The organism is Tildeniella sp. (assembly GCF_059505325.1).
Genome location: NZ_JCACKI010000073.1, coordinates 147,960 through 164,335, shown reverse-complemented (window position 1 = coordinate 164,335; position 16,376 = coordinate 147,960). Strand labels below are relative to the sequence as shown.

The 16,376-nt window shown below is 50.9% G+C and carries 19 protein-coding genes; 13 read left to right on the top strand and 6 right to left on the bottom strand.

The genetic code is table 11. From position 1 onward, the window contains the following. The first annotated feature begins 76 nt into the window (after positions 1-76). Both AC5JO6_RS26760 and AC5JO6_RS26755 read left to right on the top strand, forming a co-directional pair. Entirely contained in the window at positions 77-1,045 is a 969-nt protein-coding gene (locus tag AC5JO6_RS26760) for a PRC-barrel domain-containing protein (RefSeq protein ID WP_496084088.1), read from the top strand. A 204-nt stretch (positions 1,046-1,249) separates the two neighbouring features. Beyond that, entirely contained in the window at positions 1,250-1,864 is a 615-nt protein-coding gene (locus AC5JO6_RS26755) for a HEAT repeat domain-containing protein (RefSeq protein ID WP_496084087.1), read from the top strand. A gap of 58 nt (positions 1,865-1,922) precedes the next feature. Here AC5JO6_RS26755 and AC5JO6_RS26750 read toward each other — a convergent pair whose 3' ends face one another. Further along, on the bottom strand, positions 1,923-2,945 hold the full coding sequence (locus tag AC5JO6_RS26750) for a heme-dependent oxidative N-demethylase family protein (RefSeq protein ID WP_496084086.1): 1,023 nt from the start codon (positions 2,943-2,945) through the stop codon (positions 1,923-1,925). A gap of 17 nt (positions 2,946-2,962) precedes the next feature. Here AC5JO6_RS26750 and AC5JO6_RS26745 point away from each other — a divergent pair, with 17 nt between their 5' ends. The 3 genes from AC5JO6_RS26745 to AC5JO6_RS26735 all read left to right on the top strand — a co-directional run bounded on the left by AC5JO6_RS26745 (position 2,963) and on the right by AC5JO6_RS26735 (position 6,535). After that, positions 2,963-5,170, top strand: a complete 2,208-nt coding sequence (locus tag AC5JO6_RS26745; protein ID WP_496084085.1) for an AAA family ATPase — start codon at positions 2,963-2,965, stop codon at positions 5,168-5,170. 341 nt (positions 5,171-5,511) lie between these two features. Next, complete coding sequence (locus tag AC5JO6_RS26740; protein WP_496084084.1) at positions 5,512-6,249, top strand: Uma2 family endonuclease; 738 nt, start codon at positions 5,512-5,514, stop codon at positions 6,247-6,249. Beyond that, positions 6,230-6,535 carry a hypothetical protein gene (locus AC5JO6_RS26735; protein WP_496084083.1) on the top strand — a complete coding sequence of 102 codons (306 nt, stop codon included), beginning with the start codon at positions 6,230-6,232 and terminating at the stop codon, positions 6,533-6,535. Before AC5JO6_RS26740 ends, AC5JO6_RS26735 begins: the two co-directional genes overlap by 20 nt. 228 nt (positions 6,536-6,763) lie before the next feature. Here AC5JO6_RS26735 and lpxA read toward each other — a convergent pair whose 3' ends face one another. Then, positions 6,764-7,615, bottom strand: coding sequence for an acyl-ACP--UDP-N-acetylglucosamine O-acyltransferase (lpxA, locus tag AC5JO6_RS26730; protein ID WP_496084082.1), 852 nt, complete (start codon positions 7,613-7,615; stop codon positions 6,764-6,766). A gap of 785 nt (positions 7,616-8,400) precedes the next feature. Between lpxA and rbp the strand changes: the two genes are divergently transcribed. The 4 genes from rbp to AC5JO6_RS26710 all read left to right on the top strand — a co-directional run bounded on the left by rbp (position 8,401) and on the right by AC5JO6_RS26710 (position 9,633). Continuing rightward, positions 8,401-8,703 (top strand): RNA-binding regulator, encoded by a 303-nt coding sequence (gene rbp / locus AC5JO6_RS26725; RefSeq protein ID WP_496084081.1) that lies wholly within the window; start codon positions 8,401-8,403, stop codon positions 8,701-8,703. A gap of 126 nt (positions 8,704-8,829) precedes the next feature. Further along, positions 8,830-9,018, top strand: coding sequence for a 30S ribosomal protein S21 (rpsU, locus tag AC5JO6_RS26720; protein WP_496084080.1), 189 nt, complete (start codon positions 8,830-8,832; stop codon positions 9,016-9,018). Beyond that, complete coding sequence (locus AC5JO6_RS26715; protein WP_496084079.1) at positions 9,015-9,236, top strand: hypothetical protein; 222 nt, start codon at positions 9,015-9,017, stop codon at positions 9,234-9,236. The genes rpsU and AC5JO6_RS26715 overlap by 4 nt, the downstream gene beginning before the upstream one ends. A gap of 37 nt (positions 9,237-9,273) precedes the next feature. Continuing rightward, positions 9,274-9,633 (top strand): pentapeptide repeat-containing protein, encoded by a 360-nt coding sequence (locus AC5JO6_RS26710; protein WP_496084078.1) that lies wholly within the window; start codon positions 9,274-9,276, stop codon positions 9,631-9,633. A gap of 96 nt (positions 9,634-9,729) precedes the next feature. Here AC5JO6_RS26710 and AC5JO6_RS26705 read toward each other — a convergent pair whose 3' ends face one another. Together AC5JO6_RS26705 and acsF are read right to left on the bottom strand one after the other, a co-directional pair. Continuing rightward, positions 9,730-10,596: a hypothetical protein gene (locus AC5JO6_RS26705; protein WP_496084077.1), complete on the bottom strand. Its 867-nt coding sequence runs from the start codon at positions 10,594-10,596 to the stop codon at positions 9,730-9,732. A gap of 104 nt (positions 10,597-10,700) precedes the next feature. After that, positions 10,701-11,777, bottom strand: a complete 1,077-nt coding sequence (gene acsF / locus AC5JO6_RS26700; protein WP_496084076.1) for a magnesium-protoporphyrin IX monomethyl ester (oxidative) cyclase — start codon at positions 11,775-11,777, stop codon at positions 10,701-10,703. Between the two features lie 357 nt (positions 11,778-12,134). On the opposite strand from acsF, the gene AC5JO6_RS26695 reads away from it, so the two are divergent. Then, complete coding sequence (locus tag AC5JO6_RS26695) at positions 12,135-12,629, top strand: NINE protein (RefSeq protein WP_496084138.1); 495 nt, start codon at positions 12,135-12,137, stop codon at positions 12,627-12,629. 51 nt (positions 12,630-12,680) lie between these two features. Here AC5JO6_RS26695 and AC5JO6_RS26690 read toward each other — a convergent pair whose 3' ends face one another. Beyond that, positions 12,681-13,325: a DUF2996 domain-containing protein gene (locus AC5JO6_RS26690; protein WP_496084075.1), complete on the bottom strand. Its 645-nt coding sequence runs from the start codon at positions 13,323-13,325 to the stop codon at positions 12,681-12,683. 164 nt (positions 13,326-13,489) lie between these two features. On the opposite strand from AC5JO6_RS26690, the gene AC5JO6_RS26685 reads away from it, so the two are divergent. The 3 genes from AC5JO6_RS26685 (at position 13,490) to AC5JO6_RS26675 (ending at position 15,666) form a co-directional block, all read left to right on the top strand. Further along, entirely contained in the window at positions 13,490-14,371 is an 882-nt protein-coding gene (locus AC5JO6_RS26685; RefSeq protein ID WP_496084074.1) for an alpha/beta fold hydrolase, read from the top strand. Positions 14,372-14,556: 185 nt separating this feature from the next. After that, complete coding sequence (locus tag AC5JO6_RS26680) at positions 14,557-15,027, top strand: tetratricopeptide repeat protein (protein WP_496084073.1); 471 nt, start codon at positions 14,557-14,559, stop codon at positions 15,025-15,027. Positions 15,028-15,471: 444 nt separating this feature from the next. Continuing rightward, the gene (locus AC5JO6_RS26675; RefSeq protein ID WP_496084072.1) at positions 15,472-15,666 is read left to right on the top strand and encodes a hypothetical protein; all 195 of its coding nucleotides are present in this window, start codon (positions 15,472-15,474) and stop codon (positions 15,664-15,666) included. Positions 15,667-15,829: 163 nt separating this feature from the next. Here the strand turns inward: AC5JO6_RS26675 and AC5JO6_RS26670 are convergent, their stop codons facing one another. Next, a complete protein-coding gene (locus AC5JO6_RS26670) occupies positions 15,830-16,279 on the bottom strand; it encodes a hypothetical protein (RefSeq protein ID WP_496084071.1) in 450 nt (149 codons plus the stop codon). Positions 16,280-16,376 lie beyond the last annotated feature (97 nt).

The window sequence follows — 16,376 nt, the reverse complement described above, 5'->3', positions numbered from 1 at the left end:
ATGATTTCACCGCTATATGATTTGATAGTGATCATGCTTCGATGATCGGGATTTGACAAACAGGATTCGACCCATAATGGCATTTGAAGAGATCCGCCAACGCTCAGACCTTCTTGGCACACAGGTTATCACCCGCGACACTGGCAAAAAGCTGGGTGTTGTCAGTCAACTTTGGGTCGATATCGACCAGCAAGAAGTGGTTGCCCTCAGCCTGCGTCCAAATATCCTGTACGGTACACCCCAGCCTATGCTCTTAAGCAGCATTCGGCAGATTGGGGATGTCATTCTGGTGGATAACGACGATGTGATTGAGGATATTGATGTCGAGTCGTACAGCAGCCTGATTAATTGCGAAGTCGTCACCGAAACAGGCGAACTGTTGGGTAAGGTGCGCGGCTTTAAGTTTGATATCGACAACGGCAAGGTGACATCATTGATTCTGGCATCGATCGGTCTCCCCCTCATTCCCGATCAGATTGTCAGCACCTATGAATTATCCGTAGACGAAGTTGTAAGCAGCGGACCCGATCGCCTCATCGTGTTTGAGGGATCAGAGGAACGCCTGGATCAACTGTCTGTCGGTGTGCTGGAACGACTTGGCATTGGTAGCCCTTCCTGGGAGCGCGACGAGGAAGACAGCTATGTTGCGCCTGTTCGTGCTGACAATCAGCTTGGCACTGGGCTACGTACCCCGATCGCCACTCCTGTACGCCAAAAAGAACCCGTCATTCAAGAAAACTGGGACGATGACAACTGGAACGACGCGCCACCTCGCCAGTTGCGTCAACAGCAGCGTCGATCGATGCCTCTTGATTATGACGAGGACGAGAAAGACAATTGGGATGAGGCAACGCTGCCTACCCGCGATCGCTACGCTCAGCGTCCAGCGCCCCAACAGCCTTATCCTGACGTTGAATACGAAGACGAAGATCTGGACGGGGATGCGTGGGAAGATGAAACGCAAAAGCCTTTGCCCTACCAGCCGCCTCGCATCAATATTCCTGAGAAAACAAAAGCCCCAGAATACGAAGAAGAGGGCTATTAAGGTTTGCCAGGTATTGGTTTTGGGGTTTTAGCCTGATAACGCCTCGGTTTTTTCAAGAAGTTAAGCCGCTGGCAGTGATAGGCGGTTCTCCTCACTTGGGCGATCGTGCGTGAGCGACTACAATGAGGGGACTAAAATATAACGTTTTGTAACGTGAATCCCACAAACTTACAGCAAATTTCCGTCCAGCTAGGAAGCCAGAGCATGAAGGATCGCATGTTGGGGCTGGTATCTCTGCGCGAAGTCTCCGCTGAAGAAGCGGTGCCGCTGATCAAGAAAGTGCTCAACGATGAGAGCATTCAGGTGCGATCGATGGCAGTTTTCGCCTTGGGCTTGAAGCAAACCGATGAGTGCTACCCACTGTTGCTCGATATTCTCACCAATGAGCCAGACTATGGCATTCGAGCGGACGCAGCCGGAGCGTTGGGCTATCTGGAAGATCCAAGAGCGCTGGAGCCGTTAGTCCGAGCTTTTTACGAAGATACCGATTGGCTGGTGCGATTCAGCGCGGCAGTGTCGCTTGGCAACCTGAAAGATCCTCGTGCGTATGATGCGTTGATTCAAGCGCTCGACAGCAAAGAGGTGGTGCTGCATCAGGCGGCGATCGCAGCATTGGGCGAAATCAAGGCGATCGATGCCGTTGATCACATCTTGCGGTTTGCTCAAGCGGAGGACTGGCTGGTGCGGCAACGTCTCGCCGAAGCGCTAGGCAACTTGCCAAGCCCCAAGAGCATCTCGGCGCTGAAATATCTGGAAAAAGATAACCATCCCCAAGTCGCTGAAGCGGCGAGAATTGCCTTACAGAAGCTAGCAGCATAGCCTACCATCAAGATCCCCGACTTCTTCAAGAAGTCGGGGATCTAAAGCTTTAAGGTGCTTAAGTTAACCAGGCAACGATCGCACCCCTACTGGCATCCAAGCCCTTATAAACCAGCGAATCTGGTGGCATAGAGTGAAGTGCAGACACCAGACTGGCTTTCAATTTGGGATGCTGCTTGATGGCGTGACAATCTCTAAAGTAGGTGCGAATCGTGAACAGGGCAGCATCACAGTCGGGCAAGCCCCAAACAACTTGGCGTTCCATTCTGAGATAGAGTTGCGGATTTTTTGGATCAAACGCTCTGCCCTGCCAGGTATCGATCGCCACACCAGCAGGCGGCACGGGATGATGGTTTAAGCGTGTGTCGGTGCTGAGTCCCCAGGCAAAGCGCACCGAGGGCTTGCGGGTGATCATCGTGTGAACGATCGCGTTTCCTCTTTGATTCATCGCTGCCATGCCTGCAACGGGTGCATGAACTGTCGCAAAGTTTTGACCGATTTTTGACTCGGCTGACCAGTGGTTGGGGTAGCAAAGATGAATCGCGCTGATCCAGTGACGATCGCCCGATCGACTAACAACGGTGACATCTTCTTGCAGTTGCGCGGCTAAGGCATCCAGCGCAGAGCTATAGGACGGTACAATAGGGTTCGCTGCTTCCACCTGCTGTAGCTGGTACGCAGCATTAAGGTACAGCGTTTCTCCGGTAAGCTGGCTATGAAACGTCAAGATGCCATTTGCCTGTAATTTCAGTTGAAAGTGCTGCGGCTGTTCCTGTACGAGACGCTGGGTGATGAAGTGAGCGATCGCGCCTGCCACAGCATCCGTGTAGTCGTGGGTCTGATAATACTTGCTTAACCGCTCTGCCCGCGCCAGCCGCTTCATCTGGCGATAATGCACAAAGTTGCTGTCAAATTGAAACACCTGTCGATCGGCGTTACCATTGCCAAAGTCAGTACCCAACGGCACTAATCCCGGTTTCACATCATAACGTCCATGCGCTAGAGGAAAGTAGTACGCTGAATCGTGACACACCTCAACGGTTGGTGCTTCTTGCAGGTGTCGATCGGTAGAAAAAGCCATAGCCACCCTCCTGTTTTATGGATCTTTTTCAGCAGCATCGCTTAGACGTGACGGAGGCGGAAGCACCGCTGGCAGCACGGTTGCGTCCCCGCACGTTGGATGAGTTTGTGGGGCAGGATGCGATCGTCGGACCAGGGCGACTGCTGCGACGGGCAATCCAGGCAGACCAACTCTCCTCACTTATCTTCTACGGACCACCAGGAACGGGAAAAACGACGCTGGCAAGGATTATTGCTAACACCACCCAGGCACATTTTATTGCGATTAACGCGGTGCTGTCTGGCGTGAAGGAGATTCGAGAGGCGATCGCGGCGGCTCAAGACAAACGTGGCATGTACGGACAGCGGACGATTCTCTTCGTAGACGAAGTGCATCGGTTTAACAAAGCACAGCAGGACGCACTGCTGCCCTGGGTGGAAAACGGCACCGTGATTCTCATTGGCGCGACGACTGAGAATCCCTATTTTGAGGTGAACAAAGCGCTAGTCAGTCGATCGCGCTTGTTCCAACTCAAGCCACTGGACGAACAGGATCTACGGAATGTCGTGCAACAGGCATTGCAGGACGACGATCGCGGCTACGGCAAGCTCAACGTGCAGTTGGATCAGGACGCGATCGATCATCTAGTGAATGTCGCCAACGGTGATGCCCGTGCGCTGTTGAATGCTCTGGAACTGGCAGTCGAAACCACACCACCGGATGACGCAGGCAGCATTCACATCACGCTGTCGGTTGCAGAAGAGTCCATTCAGCGTCGTGCCGTCCTGTATGACAAAGAAGGGGATGCTCACTTTGATACCATCAGCGCGTTTATCAAAAGTGTGCGCGGCTCTGACCCTGATGCAGCGCTTTACTGGCTGGCACGCATGGTTTACGCAGGCGAAGATCCACGCTTTATCTTTCGTCGGCTGCTGATTTTGGCGGGTGAGGATATCGGGATGGCAGACCCCGACGCGATCGCGATCGTTCATGCCTGTGCCGAAACGTTCGATCGCATCGGTCTACCCGAAGGTCGCTATCCCCTCGCTCATGCCACCCTTTACCTGGCAACGGCTCCCAAATCCAACAGCGTCATGGGCTTTTTCGATGCGCTGGCTGCTGTGGAGCAAGAACGCGAAGGCGATGTTCCCAATCCCTTAAAAGACTCCAACCGGGACAAGAAAGGGTTTGGACATGGCGCGGGCTACCTCTATCCCCACGCCTACCGTGATCATTGGGTGGCACAGCAGTATTTGCCCAGTAGCCTGCAAGGTCAGGTGTTTTACCAACCGTCCGCTCAGGGCTTTGAGGCAGCGATTCAAACTCAGGTCGCACGACAGCGCGAAGCACAACTGGCAGCACTGGTAGACGATGGTGCATTCTCTGACGCGCTGACTTTTAGCCCTGTGGATTCGGCACAAGAGCGCTGGCTGCAACGCACAGTAGGGCAGGCAGGCGATCGACTGGGAGCCGTGCGCGATCGCCTCTTTGCCCTCGCGTCTCCACAGCGGCATCATGTCGTGCTGGATCTCAACGCTGGCAGTGGCTTGCTCACCTGGGAAGCGATCCGACAGGTGCCCGAAGGTAGTGTGGTTGCCTGTGTTCGTACCCCAAAGGATGCCGACGCATTGACCCAGCAAGCCGCTGCTTTACCAGAACTCACGCGCCCGATCGTGCTGCAAGCCTCCCTTACGGAGTTGCCGATTGTTCTAAACGCACAGGCAACTGATCTACGGTTTGATCGCATTGTGGGACGCAACGCGTTGATGCGAGAAGTGGACAAAGCAGGCATTGTGCGATCGCTTCTCAACTGGCTCCAACCCAACGGCACCGTCACTTTAGCGGAATCTGTTCCCCGGCAGGCACAGCGCCTTTATCAACTGCTCGATCCTGCATGGCTTTCTACTAAGCTCTATCAAACGCTGGCGCAGGCAGAAGATGCCATCTACACTCAGCCCGACGATCCGATGGTGAATTGGGATGTACCAGATCTACGAACCAGCTTTGAAACCGCTGGCTTCACGGTTGAGATTCAGCTTGAGCAAACTTTTACAGATACTTTGATCACCAAAGCGCTGCTCGATCGCTGGTTCACCGCCACTCACGCCCAGCCCACTTACGCGATGCATCTCTCCCAGCAACTCTCTCAAGCAGAGCTTACAAACATTCAGTCAGCCTTTAGTCGCCTGCTCAATCAAACGGTGAAGTGGCAAAGCGCGATTGCATTCGTCCAGGCTCATCGCTAAATGTACGTTCTGTGAAACAGCGTGTGCGAAGCACGTATCGCGTTTGTCCAGGCTCGTCGTTAAAGAGTCATTTAGATCCCCGACTTCTGGTTAAAGCCCAGCCCTGAAGTTGACCTCGATCGCAGAAGTCGGGGATCTTGAATCAGTCCTGATGCTAGGTTAAAGCAACGTTGCCGATCGAGTTAAAATTCAGCTTATTAAACGTTATACAACTCTACAAAATCGCCCTACAGATTCGTTTTTGCTGCTGACCGCTGACCGCTGACCGCTGACCACTGACCGCTGACCACCAGCCGGAGCTTGCTTGTGTAGCCACAGTTTAGTGAAATGGTATTAGAGCTATGGTGCCTCAACTTAAAACAACCGATAATCCACAGATCATCTACCCAGACAGCGACGGCAAGCCAATGGCAGACAACACCAAACAGTTCCGCTGGATTGTGGTCATTCAGCAGAACTTGGAATGGTTGTTTGCGGATGATGCCAACGTGTTTGTGGCGGGTGATTTGCTCTGGTATCCCGTTGAGGGCAATAACAGCCTCTGCACGGCTCCCGATGTCATGGTGATTTTTGGCAGACCCAAAGGCGATCGCGGCTCTTACCAACAGTGGCGTGAAGATCAGATTGCACCGCAAGTCGTGTTTGAGATCCTCTCCCCTGGCAACACGCGCACCGAAATGGATAAAAAGCTGGTCTTTTACAGCCGCTATGGGGTGGAAGAATATTATCTGTATGACCCCGATCGCAACGATTTGAGCGGTTGGCTACGCAATGAAAACGGGCTAGATGTGATCGATCCAATCGCCAATTGGGTCAGCCCTCGACTCGGCATTCGGTTTGACATAGCGGGTGCCGTGTTGCGTCTCCTCAGACCGGATGGTGAACCCTTCGCCTCCTACACAGTCACTGCACAACAGCTTCAACAAGCAGAAGCAAACGTAGAGCAAGAGCGGCAACGCGCAGAACAAGAACGGCAACGGGCGGAACAAGAACGGCAACGGGCAGAACAAGAACGGCAACGCGCTGAGCGCTTGGCAGAACGGTTGAGAGCCGCTGGTATTGATCCAGAAGCAGGTTAGAAGGAGCGATCGCAGCCGCCACGAACTTCAAACCCTCAACGCCGAACCTCAGAGTATCGTGCTTGAACCTCAGAGCATCAACCGCGAACCTCAGAGTATCAACCGCGAAGCTCGAAACATCAACGATGAAGCTCAGAGTATCAACGACGAACCTCAGAGCATCAACCGCGAACCTCAGAGCATCAACGACGAACCGTGGAGTATCAGCGATGAACCTCAGAGTATCAACGACGAACCTCAGAGCATCAACGACGAACCTCGGAACATCACTACGAAGCTTGCTTGACTGATAAAACTGCTGAAACTCTGTTGCTTCTGTGTTATCCCGCCCTGCATTCAAATGCAGGGCTAACGGAACCAAGTCCGTTGAAACGGACTAAATCCTTATCGAGTCCTTTTTAGAGGACTTGAACCAATTAGCCCACACTCTAGTCACGGGCGGGGACAGGCGATCGACCAGAAATTTCCCAGTCAGCCAACTGACGAAGCGTGGAGCATCAATGTCGAACCGTCGTTACTCGTCTACAACATTCGATACCAGGTTGCTTTCGTGTCCTCCCAGCCCTTTGCCGGGAGTCAGTCCGCGTCGCCCTTCTACCTGCGATCGGCGTAAAAATTGCCTTAAGTGGAGCAAGTGCTCATTGTCGGGCAGTGTGTCCAGCTTTTCGAGCGACTCATCGAGTGAGAAGCCCGATCGATACAGCAAGCGAAAGGCAGTTCTCAACGTCTGAATCACTTGCCCTTCTTGTTCTGCCGCCAAACCTGCACGCTTCAGACCGACTCGATTGAGCGATCGTACTCGTGCAGGCTGCCCCTCTACCAACATATAGGGTGGGATATCGCGTGTAATCTGGTGCATAAACGCCACCATGACCAACCGCCCGACATGGACAAACGGGTGAATTTCACCAACGCCACTAATGAATGCCCGTGATTCAACGTGAACGTGTTCGCCCAAAATCACCGCATTAGCAATCACGACGTGGTTTTCAATGACACAGCCCTGCGCGATGTGGATGTAAGCCATCAACAGGTTGCGATCGCCAATAGCCGTCACCTCATCCGCTTGATTCGATCGACTAATGGTGACATATTCTCGAATTTGGTTGTCATCGCCGATTTTGACCAGACTATTAACGCCAGTACTCGTCGGGTCTTGCGGCTCTACACCGATCGCTGCACCGGGAAAAATTTGATTGCGTGCGCCAATTTCGGTCCAGCCGTCCAGCACTACATTCGGTCCAATCACGGTTTCAGGACCAACTTTAACTTTTGCCCCAATCACAGCATGGGCACCGACTTGCACGGTTGGATGCAGTTCGGCATCAGGATGAATCGTCGCCGTTGGATGCAGAGAGGTAATCAAGAATGCGCTCCTATCAAAAAAAGCATCAAAGAAGTTTAATGAAGCGATGTTTGTCAATTAATGATGCCTTAACAAAAGGCTCAATCGCTTTACAAGCAACGGCTCACAAGTTGAGAGTCTATACTTGAGAGTGCTTTCAGCCTTTCGCAACACCAAAGCCGTCACTTTCTGTCTATTCACTAGCAAAAAGTCATCGTTTGATTTTAAAGCCATTCAATTATCAACGATCGTTAGCCATTTAATCGCGTTACCACTGCTCTTTAATTCGTTAAAAAAGTTTTCATTGTCAAAGTCAATCAACAACAACCCCTCAAATTATAAATTATCATGACGAAAAATAAATGACTAAAGGATGAATTGCTTAGTAGACGATCGCATTACCTTTTTAAGGAAAACAAAACGCCTGGAAAGCGACAGTTGGCATAGTCCATTAAGGCACTCAAACCTTGCTGCCGACGCAGGAAGAGCCACAAAACTGCTCCTTTTGCCGTAGCCATAGCAGTCCCAAATCAGGTTTGAGCGGCACTGAATCATTGAGCGCTCAGCGGTCAGTCACCAGCTTATCTCTAACCGCTGACCGCTGACTGCTAAGAACTGCTAGCCATATTGCTGCTCACAATGCATTTAGGATCGCTATATCGGTAACAGGTAATTGGCTGACATCCGCCCTATTAGGGAATCTTGTGCTAGGCTTGCTGGTAAGGATTATTTTCGGCTGTGTAATTCGTTTCACGAGCGTCCCTCCGAATCTAACTCTCCATACTTTTTGATTCGGGAGACTTTTCATGTCAATTTACGTTGGCAATTTATCCTATGAGGTCACTCAGGATGATCTCAATAAAGCGTTCGCAGAATATGGCGAAGTCAAGCGAGTGCAGTTGCCGACAGACCGAGAAACAGGACGTTTGAGAGGTTTTGCCTTCGTTGAAATGGGTACGGAAGTAGAAGAATCAGCCGCGATCGAAGCGCTTGATGGGTCTGAATGGATGGGACGCGATCTCAAAGTCAATAAGGCTCGCCCCCGAGAAGAGCGAGGATCGTCAGGCGGTAACTGGTCAAACAGCAACCGCACCTCCAGACCTTACTAACGTTGGCAGTTAAAGCTTTGACTCTAAGGTCTTGAAGGCAGACAGGAGAGTCTGCCTTTTTTGCAGATGGCTTCTTACAGTAAACCTTCATTCAGCGTCATACCAGTTAATCTGCGAGGAATTTGGATGACTCAAATTATTCCTGGTGAAAGTGAAGGTATTGATTCAGCGCTGCGTCGGTTTAAGCGCGCTGTTTCAAAAGCAGGTATTTTCCCAGATATGCGGAAGTATCGCCACTTTGAAACACCGATCGAAAAACGTAAACGCAAAGCACTTGCCAAACACAAGCAAGGCAAGCGGAGATCTCACTCATGACCACTGAAACATCCAATCTTCCGATCGAGAGCGTCATTTTGGAGTCCCTTCAGCAAGGTGACAAAAATCGCGGTCAACTCTTCGATGTCACTGGCAAAAGCTATCCCTTGCTGGTGCGTGCCTTGCAGCACCTCAAAGACCAGCACCACATTGAGACCTACTTTACTCCTACCGGAGATGTCTCTGTACTTACTTATCGCCTGCGCGCCGAGCGTTGACCATCCTGTTATGCCACCTCTTACCCTTCTGAACCCCATGAACACTAAAGAACTTATGAGTCGATACTCAGCAGGACAAAGAGATTTTAGAAATCTGAACCTGATGGCAGCGAATCTCAGAAACTTAAATTTAAGTGGTGCAAACCTAAGTGGTGCAAACCTAACCAAGGCAAATTTGACCCGCACAAATTTAAGCCATACTAATCTGACCGATGCGGTTCTGGTAGGAGCCAACCTTACAGAAACAAACTTGACTAAAGCCAATCTAACCAATGCAGATTTAAGCGAAGCAAATGTTAGTGAGGCGAATTTAAGCCATGCCTACTTACGCGGGGCAAGAACGGCGGATGGACTAAGCCCCAGCGCTATCGCAGACCCTCTTAAAGTCTCTCAGTGAGCCAATGTGGAGAAGACTGGAGAGGTAAAGGGTTTCATTTAGCTATGCCGCTGAATCAGGACTGCTTCCGAAGTGAATCTGGGCGATCGCAGCCAGCTAAAACAACCATTCCAAGCCAATGCTGACACGGCTGTCGCTACGAAAACGAGAATTTTGCTTCTGAAGATCGGTTGCTAGGCGCAGATTGCGTGTGAGTGCATAGCCGAAGGAAAGAGTCGTTAAACCAACTTCGTCTCCACTACCGGGAGCAACCCAGCTTTGCGTGAGGGCGAGATCGGCAGCACCTGTCCGTGACGGTATCAGCAGTAAGCGTAAGCCCGCATGAATGCCATTTGTTGAGTAACGAGTGGTTTCTAAATGGCGGTAGCCCACAACTGGTGCCAGATTAACAACACTACCCAGCGGACGCACGTAGTAGCGCAAATCGCCTCCCCAGGCTTCACGACTGCCATTAAACGCGGTTTGATAATCGGCACTGAGGGTCACGCCCGATCGCCCCACAAACACATCTTCAATGCCAACACTCAGCCCTCCTGCCTGTTTGGATGACGGAAACTGGGAGTAGCTCAACCGCAGGCGCGTCCTAAAGCTGGGATCATGCTTGATGTCAGCCAACACGTCAGGCACTTGTTTTAACCATCGTTGCAAGACAGGGCTACTTTCGATGAGTTTGGGGTCAAGGTCGATGGGAACGAGGGAGTGGGGAGTGGGGAGTGGAGAGTGGGGAGGTAAAGCCGGATTTGATACTGGCTGCTGGCTGCTGACTGCTGAAGCGTCTATTCCTTTTACTCCCTCCGATCGCTGCCTTGCTTCCACAAGATCGATCGCTGAGTGCGACACCAACTCAACGGGCAGACTCCAGGCAGGACGGGTGATAAAAGCCAGACCGATCGCTAGCAACAACATCTGAAGCAGGCAACGGGAAGGGCACAGGCGCGATCGCCATTCTGTGACTCGACTCATGAACACGTTAATAAAGGCATCCAGATTGCTTCCACAAAAAAACGGCTTTGCACCTATGTCCAGGTTATGCAAAGCCGCTCAAATCAAGGGTCAGCACACAAACGCTAACGAGCAGTCCCTTGCAACGGGGCAATCTCGATCGGCTTCATAAAATAAAGCTGAAGAAGCTGCCATGCGTTAGAGGCGTAATAAGGCAGCTTTTGGAAGAACTGCACAACCTTTGGCGTATTCGCGCTGACGATCGCTGTCAATTGGGCATTGTTCTGTACACACCGATCGAGTCGCTGGTAGAACGCTGGATTTTCGACATCCAGGATGACTGGAAAGACCTTACCAGTGCTTTCGTTGGTCTTGTTGATGACGTGAATATCGTATTCACGGGCATCCAAACCGAGCGCTTTGTAAAAGCCCGATCGCTGGATGTCGTTCAGGTACATGGTAGCAAACACGGACAGTAGAAAGAAGCGACACCACAGCTTTGCCCTCCAGTCGTTGAGAATCTGTGGCTGCGATCGCATCATTGCATCAAAGAAATCACCGTGCCGATTTTCATCCTGGCACCAGTTTTCAAAGAAGCGGAAAATTGGGTAGATGCGATCTTCGGGATGTGCTTCGAGATGGCGATAGATGGTGATGTAGCGCCAGTAGCCAATCTTCTCAGACAGGTACGTTGCGTAGAAGATAAACTTCGGCTGGAAAAAGGTATAGCTGCGGCTCTTGGTCAAAAAGCCCAGATCAAGCTGGAGGTTAAAATCCGACATCGCCTTATTCAGAAAGCCCGCGTGCCGTGCTTCATCCCGCGACATCAGTGAAAAGCACTCCGCCAAGACTGGATTCTTATCCTTTAGCTTGCGTGCCAGTTCCTTGTAGAGCAAAAAGCCGGAAAACTCAGCCGTGCAGGAGCGCTCCAAAAACTCAACAAACAGTTGGCGCGTCTCCCCATCAATGTGCTCCCAGGACTGATCAAACTCAGCCGTGCGGACAAAGTGATGTCGATTGTAGTCCACTCGAAACTCTTCCAGAATTGCCTGCAGTTCGTCCTCGTTGGGCGAAATATCCATCGCCGCCACTGCATCAAAATCGGTTGTGTAAAACCGGGGCGTTAAGATCGTTTCCTTTGCAGGAACTTTTACTCCGGGGCGTATTTCTTCAAAGCTAGGCTTTTTAAGGGAATCTACCATGAGTCGTTTCGTTCTTTTTTCAGAGACTGCATCAAGGGGATGGTGCGCTGAGCTACCGCAGTGTATCGCTGTCAAGTGCGGACTGAATCAGATGCGATCGGTCTACAAAGACTCTGCCAAGGTACAGCAGCGCGCAAAACCACTGTAATGATTACGCAGTCTAGTCTATCAAGGTATAGGGTGACAAAACTGAGCGATCGCATTAAGACTTGCAACACACTATCAACTTTTGTAATTACTAGGCAATGTCGTACCGCCTACCCTGCCTGCTTAAGAGCAAAGTCTTTATGATTTAGGAACGTGGAGAAAGCATCTCATAGGAAGAGGACTGTGGAAACGAGAGCATCCCAAACAGGTATGAACAAAGTTGGCACGGCTTACATTCTCTGGCTCGGTTGCCTACTTCAGATACATGGACTGCACCGCCTTTACAACGGCAAGATTTTGACGGGCTTGCTATGGATGTTCAGCTTTGGTCTGTTTGGTTTTGGGCAGATTATTGACCTTCTGCTGATCCCAAACATGGTAGATGAGCACAATTCTAAACTGAGAGCGAGTCAGGGGCTTCTGCCTGAAGGTGTTTTGCCAAATCAAGCCGCTATTCAGCAGGTCATCGCTACCCATCCAACCCCATTGCCACCGTCGTCAGAACCGAATCCCTTACTGGTTAAACTGCTGAGAGCGGCAGAAGCTAAAGGTGGTAGGCTCTCCGTTACGCAAGGCGTGATGGAAACAGGGGCTAGTTTTTCCCACGTGGAAACCACACTCATACACATGGTAAAAGCAGGCTACGTTGAGATCACTAATGATCCAGAATCGGGCGTTGTGATCTATGAGTTTAAGGAGCTTTGAAAAAGGCTAACACTAGCGATCGCGCCTTGGTCAGCCTCTACGTTTAATCCCTTAGTTCCTCACTAGCCACTTTTGGGCGTTCAGCCGTTGTAGCGTCCAAAAAACCAGCAATCCTAGATCAACCTTGCGTTCATCAATCCGAAACGACTCCATAGTGCTGGCTTTACCACCGCTTTCTGAGTAGGAAAAGCCTTTTTGACCGTTAATTTTCTCGTCGAAGAAATAGATGCTAAACGCTCTAGTTTGCTTGCCACCGCTGTTCCATTGACCAACGACTTGCCAACATTCTGGCGCTTGAGCGAACCCAATGACGTTGATCTTGCGCTTCGCAAAGGTCAGCTCGGCATCCGGAATGTCTTGCTTTGCTAAGCCTGCTTTGAGAGCGGGTAAATAGTCTTGCTGGATAAAGTCAGTGAACGGCTTGTCTTCCAACGCGGGCGGCTTTTCTTTCTTCGCTTTAGCGGCTGGTTTCGCGCCATCTTCACCGTCAGACGCTGCCTTAGGTGGACGCTTGGCGGCTGGTTTCTTAGGAGCAGTGTCTGCCTCAGGTGCTTCAGAAACAGCCTCTGGCTTATCGATCGCTGGCTCTGGTGCATTTGCCGTTGGTATATCCGTTGCCTTCGCTTCAGTATTAGTAGGAGCTTGTCCTTCAGATTGGTTTGGCTCAGCCTGGTTCGGAGTGGTTTCTTCTGCCATGTTTCAGGTCAATCCTTGTTTCAAATTGCAGCGATCGCCGCGCAGTCTTGAGCGTTAGATTCGAGTGAAGCATCACTCCCTGCGCTTCATCTTAATAGAATGCAGCGTTGCGGGCTAGTGGCAGGCGTAACCGTTAGCATAGAATCTGCTGCCAGGACAACGCGATGCTTCAAACTGTGCCTCAAACTTCATCACAAGCAGTACGTCTCCATACCTTAGTGCAAGGACAGGGCTTTCCCATTCTTTGCTTACACGGTCACCCAGGTTCGGGGCAGAGTTTGTCAGTCTTCACACAACCGTTGTCTGCTCGATTCACGACGATCGCGCCTGACTTGCGAGGCTATGGCGGCAGTCGCGCTCCAGCAGATTTTGTGATGACTGACCATTTGACCGATTTGGAGGCACTGCTTAATCGCTACCAAATCTCGCGCTGCCTGGTTTTGGGCTGGTCTTTGGGCGGTATCCTAGCCTTGGAGTTGGCGCTGCGAATGCCAGAACGGATCAGTGGGCTGATCTTAGTCGCAACAGCAGCGCGTCCTAAAAGCAGCCATCCGGCGATCGCGTGGCAAGACAATGCTTACACGGGCATCGCGTCGATCGCAAACTGGCTTAACCCTGGCTGGCAATGGAATATTGATACCTTTGGGCGGCGATCGTTGTACCGCTATCTCATTCAGCAGCATACGCCCTCTGCTTACCAGTACCTCGCCAAAGAAGCCTTGCCAGCGTATCTGCAAACCTCTAATCGAGCGACACAGGCGCTGTCTATGGCGCTTCAGAGGGGCTATAATCGCCTTGCCGATCTACCCGCTATTCAATGTCCATGCCTCGTGCTGGCAGGCGCGGACGATCGCCACATCACGGCTGCCTCCAGTCTGGAAACGGCTCAAGCGTTGCCCCATGCCCAGTACCATTGCCACCCCAACACAGCCCACTTGTTTCCATGGGAAATCCCAACCATCGTGCAAGCGGCGATCGAGCGTTGGCTTGACCAACATCCAGACGTTGTGACTCCTCCATCAGAAGATAGTACTGCCAGAAAATAGTGCTGCGTCTGCCTTTTCTTGACGTGCAATGCGTTAAGTGAATGTGAACGGCTGATAAAGCGATTCTTAAAGAATTTGTTCGTTCAGCAAATTCCCTGGCAATATCGGATCGAACGCGCTCAGAAAAGACACAATAGCTTGGAAGTTGAAATCGCCTCTGTCTCTCACCTGGGTGCTTCACAGTAATGCAAGAACCATCGATCGCGCCACTCCTCGAAGATCTGAAAAGTGTTGACGAAACTGTTCGCGAACGTGCTACTCACGCACTTTGGCGCATCTGGTTTGAGCAAAAAGGTGTTCTTGGTTTAGAAAGCATCCGACGTGCTCAAACCTTACTTGAGGCAGGCAATAATGTCGAAGCAGAGTCTACTCTGACGGCATTAGTGCAAAGCCAGCCCGATTTCGCGGAAGCCTGGAATCGGCGTGCAGTTCTCTACTACAGTCAGGGTCAATACTACCGGGCGATCGCGGATTGCGAAACCGTTATCCGCCTTAACCCAGTTCATTTTGGTGCTCTCCACGGCTTAGGACTATCCCATGCGGCATTAGGCAACTATCCAGAAGCCATTGCAGCCTTTCGCCAGGCAGCAGCCATTCAGCCTTTTGCGATCGCAAACCAGCGGTTGCTTCTTGAATGCACGCTGCGCCTTGGTTAACCTCCAGATTGTTCTACTGTCCTGACCTCTCATGAAGCTTCTTTCCATTATGGGATGAGTATTTTGCACTTACTCCCTACATTTTTGCGAGGCAAAGCGGTCGGTATCTGTGGCAATGGTTTATGCCCCAGCAGCTTTAGAAGATGTAAAAAGCATTACATAACGCCTTATAGATCTAGCCGTGAAAACAGGGCTAGCTTAACGAAATCTACGCGATCGATTGGCTGGAAACCAAACAGTTGAGAAGACCTAATATGCTTGCAAATGGCGGTGCGAAGCTCTCTTTGCTTCGTTTGAAAACGCCCAACCTAGCATCCATTTTCCCCTGATTCCGTACGATTCACATCATAAACAGTGATCTAAATCACCCATACTTCTAGGGTTAGATCACTTCCATTAATACGTAAGCAGAAGAGAATTTATGCAGAGCTCCTGCTAATCAAAATGAAAAAAACAGCAATTATTCGACACCTTGTCCAAAAAGCCTTACATATCAAAAAGCTCACTCCCGACATTGAGAATGAGATTAATTATGAGCTTACGCGCTTAGGACACATCTCAGATGTCGATTTTGAAGCACTTGAACTGCTGATGTCTGAGATGGACGCTGGACGAATTCAACTGATCTCTAGCCCTTAAGCCTATAGCTATTCCTGAATAAAGCGTTTCATCTCACTGCTTCCGCGCTTTTGAAGCTAACGCTTGTTCGGTTCAAGCTGAGAAGATGGGCTTCAGTCGGTAAATGTTGCTCTGATAACTACTGCTCAAGTATTACAACCGTTATGTCGATAGAGAGAGAACGCTAGGTTTTGTTTGAGTCTGCTCGATTCTGAAATACTTCTGTATGAGCCTGCCAGACTTGCTGGATGAAATGTCTGAACGGTACGCGCCCTCTTTCACAAGCACCGTCTTGTTCAACGCTAGTGCGATCGTCTGCGTAAAAATCGGCAAGCCATGGAAGCGCCTCAGTATCAAGCGCCGCTCGAAACAAAGTTGGCGGTAAAAGCAGATCGGAGTCTTGGCGTAGATCGTAGCAGTCTAACTGTTCACCCAGGGTCTCCTCCGACGTAGCTGTTTCAGCAGTGCGGAGTATCAACACCAGAGGGCGCACCCAGCAAAGGTGACGGCTTGCAATCATCTGAACCACTTCTGCATACAGATAACTGGTTTCATGTTGCAGGCAAACAATCTGGCAGGGTTGAAAGCCTGGAGCGTCGTCACCAACGAATTCGTGTGTTGCAGGAAAACCCATAGGGTTGAGGTAAGTACTAAGCTCCTCTACCGATCTTAGAGGATCAAATCATTCTCTCACTACAGCTATAACACTGAAATTAGCTCTGAGAGCGTCA

Bases quoted from the DNA above. Each gene is read 5' to 3' on its own strand.
- AC5JO6_RS26755 (WP_496084087.1), top strand. From the start codon at position 1,250: ATGAAGGATCGCATGTTGGGGCTGGTATCTCTGCGCGAAGTCTCCGCT.
- AC5JO6_RS26715 (WP_496084079.1), top strand. From the start codon at position 9,015: ATGACCACTGAAACATCCAATCTTCCGATCGAGAGCGTCATTTTGGAG.
- rbp (WP_496084081.1), top strand. From the start codon at position 8,401: ATGTCAATTTACGTTGGCAATTTATCCTATGAGGTCACTCAGGATGAT.
- AC5JO6_RS26680 (WP_496084073.1), top strand. From the start codon at position 14,557: ATGCAAGAACCATCGATCGCGCCACTCCTCGAAGATCTGAAAAGTGTT.
- AC5JO6_RS26705 (WP_496084077.1), bottom strand. From the start codon at position 10,596: ATGAGTCGAGTCACAGAATGGCGATCGCGCCTGTGCCCTTCCCGTTGC.
- AC5JO6_RS26760 (WP_496084088.1), top strand. From the start codon at position 77: ATGGCATTTGAAGAGATCCGCCAACGCTCAGACCTTCTTGGCACACAG.
- AC5JO6_RS26695 (WP_496084138.1), top strand. From the start codon at position 12,135: ATGAACAAAGTTGGCACGGCTTACATTCTCTGGCTCGGTTGCCTACTT.
- AC5JO6_RS26690 (WP_496084075.1), bottom strand. From the start codon at position 13,325: ATGGCAGAAGAAACCACTCCGAACCAGGCTGAGCCAAACCAATCTGAA.
- AC5JO6_RS26685 (WP_496084074.1), top strand. From the start codon at position 13,490: ATGCTTCAAACTGTGCCTCAAACTTCATCACAAGCAGTACGTCTCCAT.
- AC5JO6_RS26745 (WP_496084085.1), top strand. From the start codon at position 2,963: ATGGATCTTTTTCAGCAGCATCGCTTAGACGTGACGGAGGCGGAAGCA.
- acsF (WP_496084076.1), bottom strand. From the start codon at position 11,777: ATGGTAGATTCCCTTAAAAAGCCTAGCTTTGAAGAAATACGCCCCGGA.
- AC5JO6_RS26670 (WP_496084071.1), bottom strand. From the start codon at position 16,279: ATGGGTTTTCCTGCAACACACGAATTCGTTGGTGACGACGCTCCAGGC.
- AC5JO6_RS26740 (WP_496084084.1), top strand. From the start codon at position 5,512: ATGGTGCCTCAACTTAAAACAACCGATAATCCACAGATCATCTACCCA.
- AC5JO6_RS26750 (WP_496084086.1), bottom strand. From the start codon at position 2,945: ATGGCTTTTTCTACCGATCGACACCTGCAAGAAGCACCAACCGTTGAG.
- rpsU (WP_496084080.1), top strand. From the start codon at position 8,830: ATGACTCAAATTATTCCTGGTGAAAGTGAAGGTATTGATTCAGCGCTG.
- AC5JO6_RS26710 (WP_496084078.1), top strand. From the start codon at position 9,274: ATGAACACTAAAGAACTTATGAGTCGATACTCAGCAGGACAAAGAGAT.
- AC5JO6_RS26675 (WP_496084072.1), top strand. From the start codon at position 15,472: ATGAAAAAAACAGCAATTATTCGACACCTTGTCCAAAAAGCCTTACAT.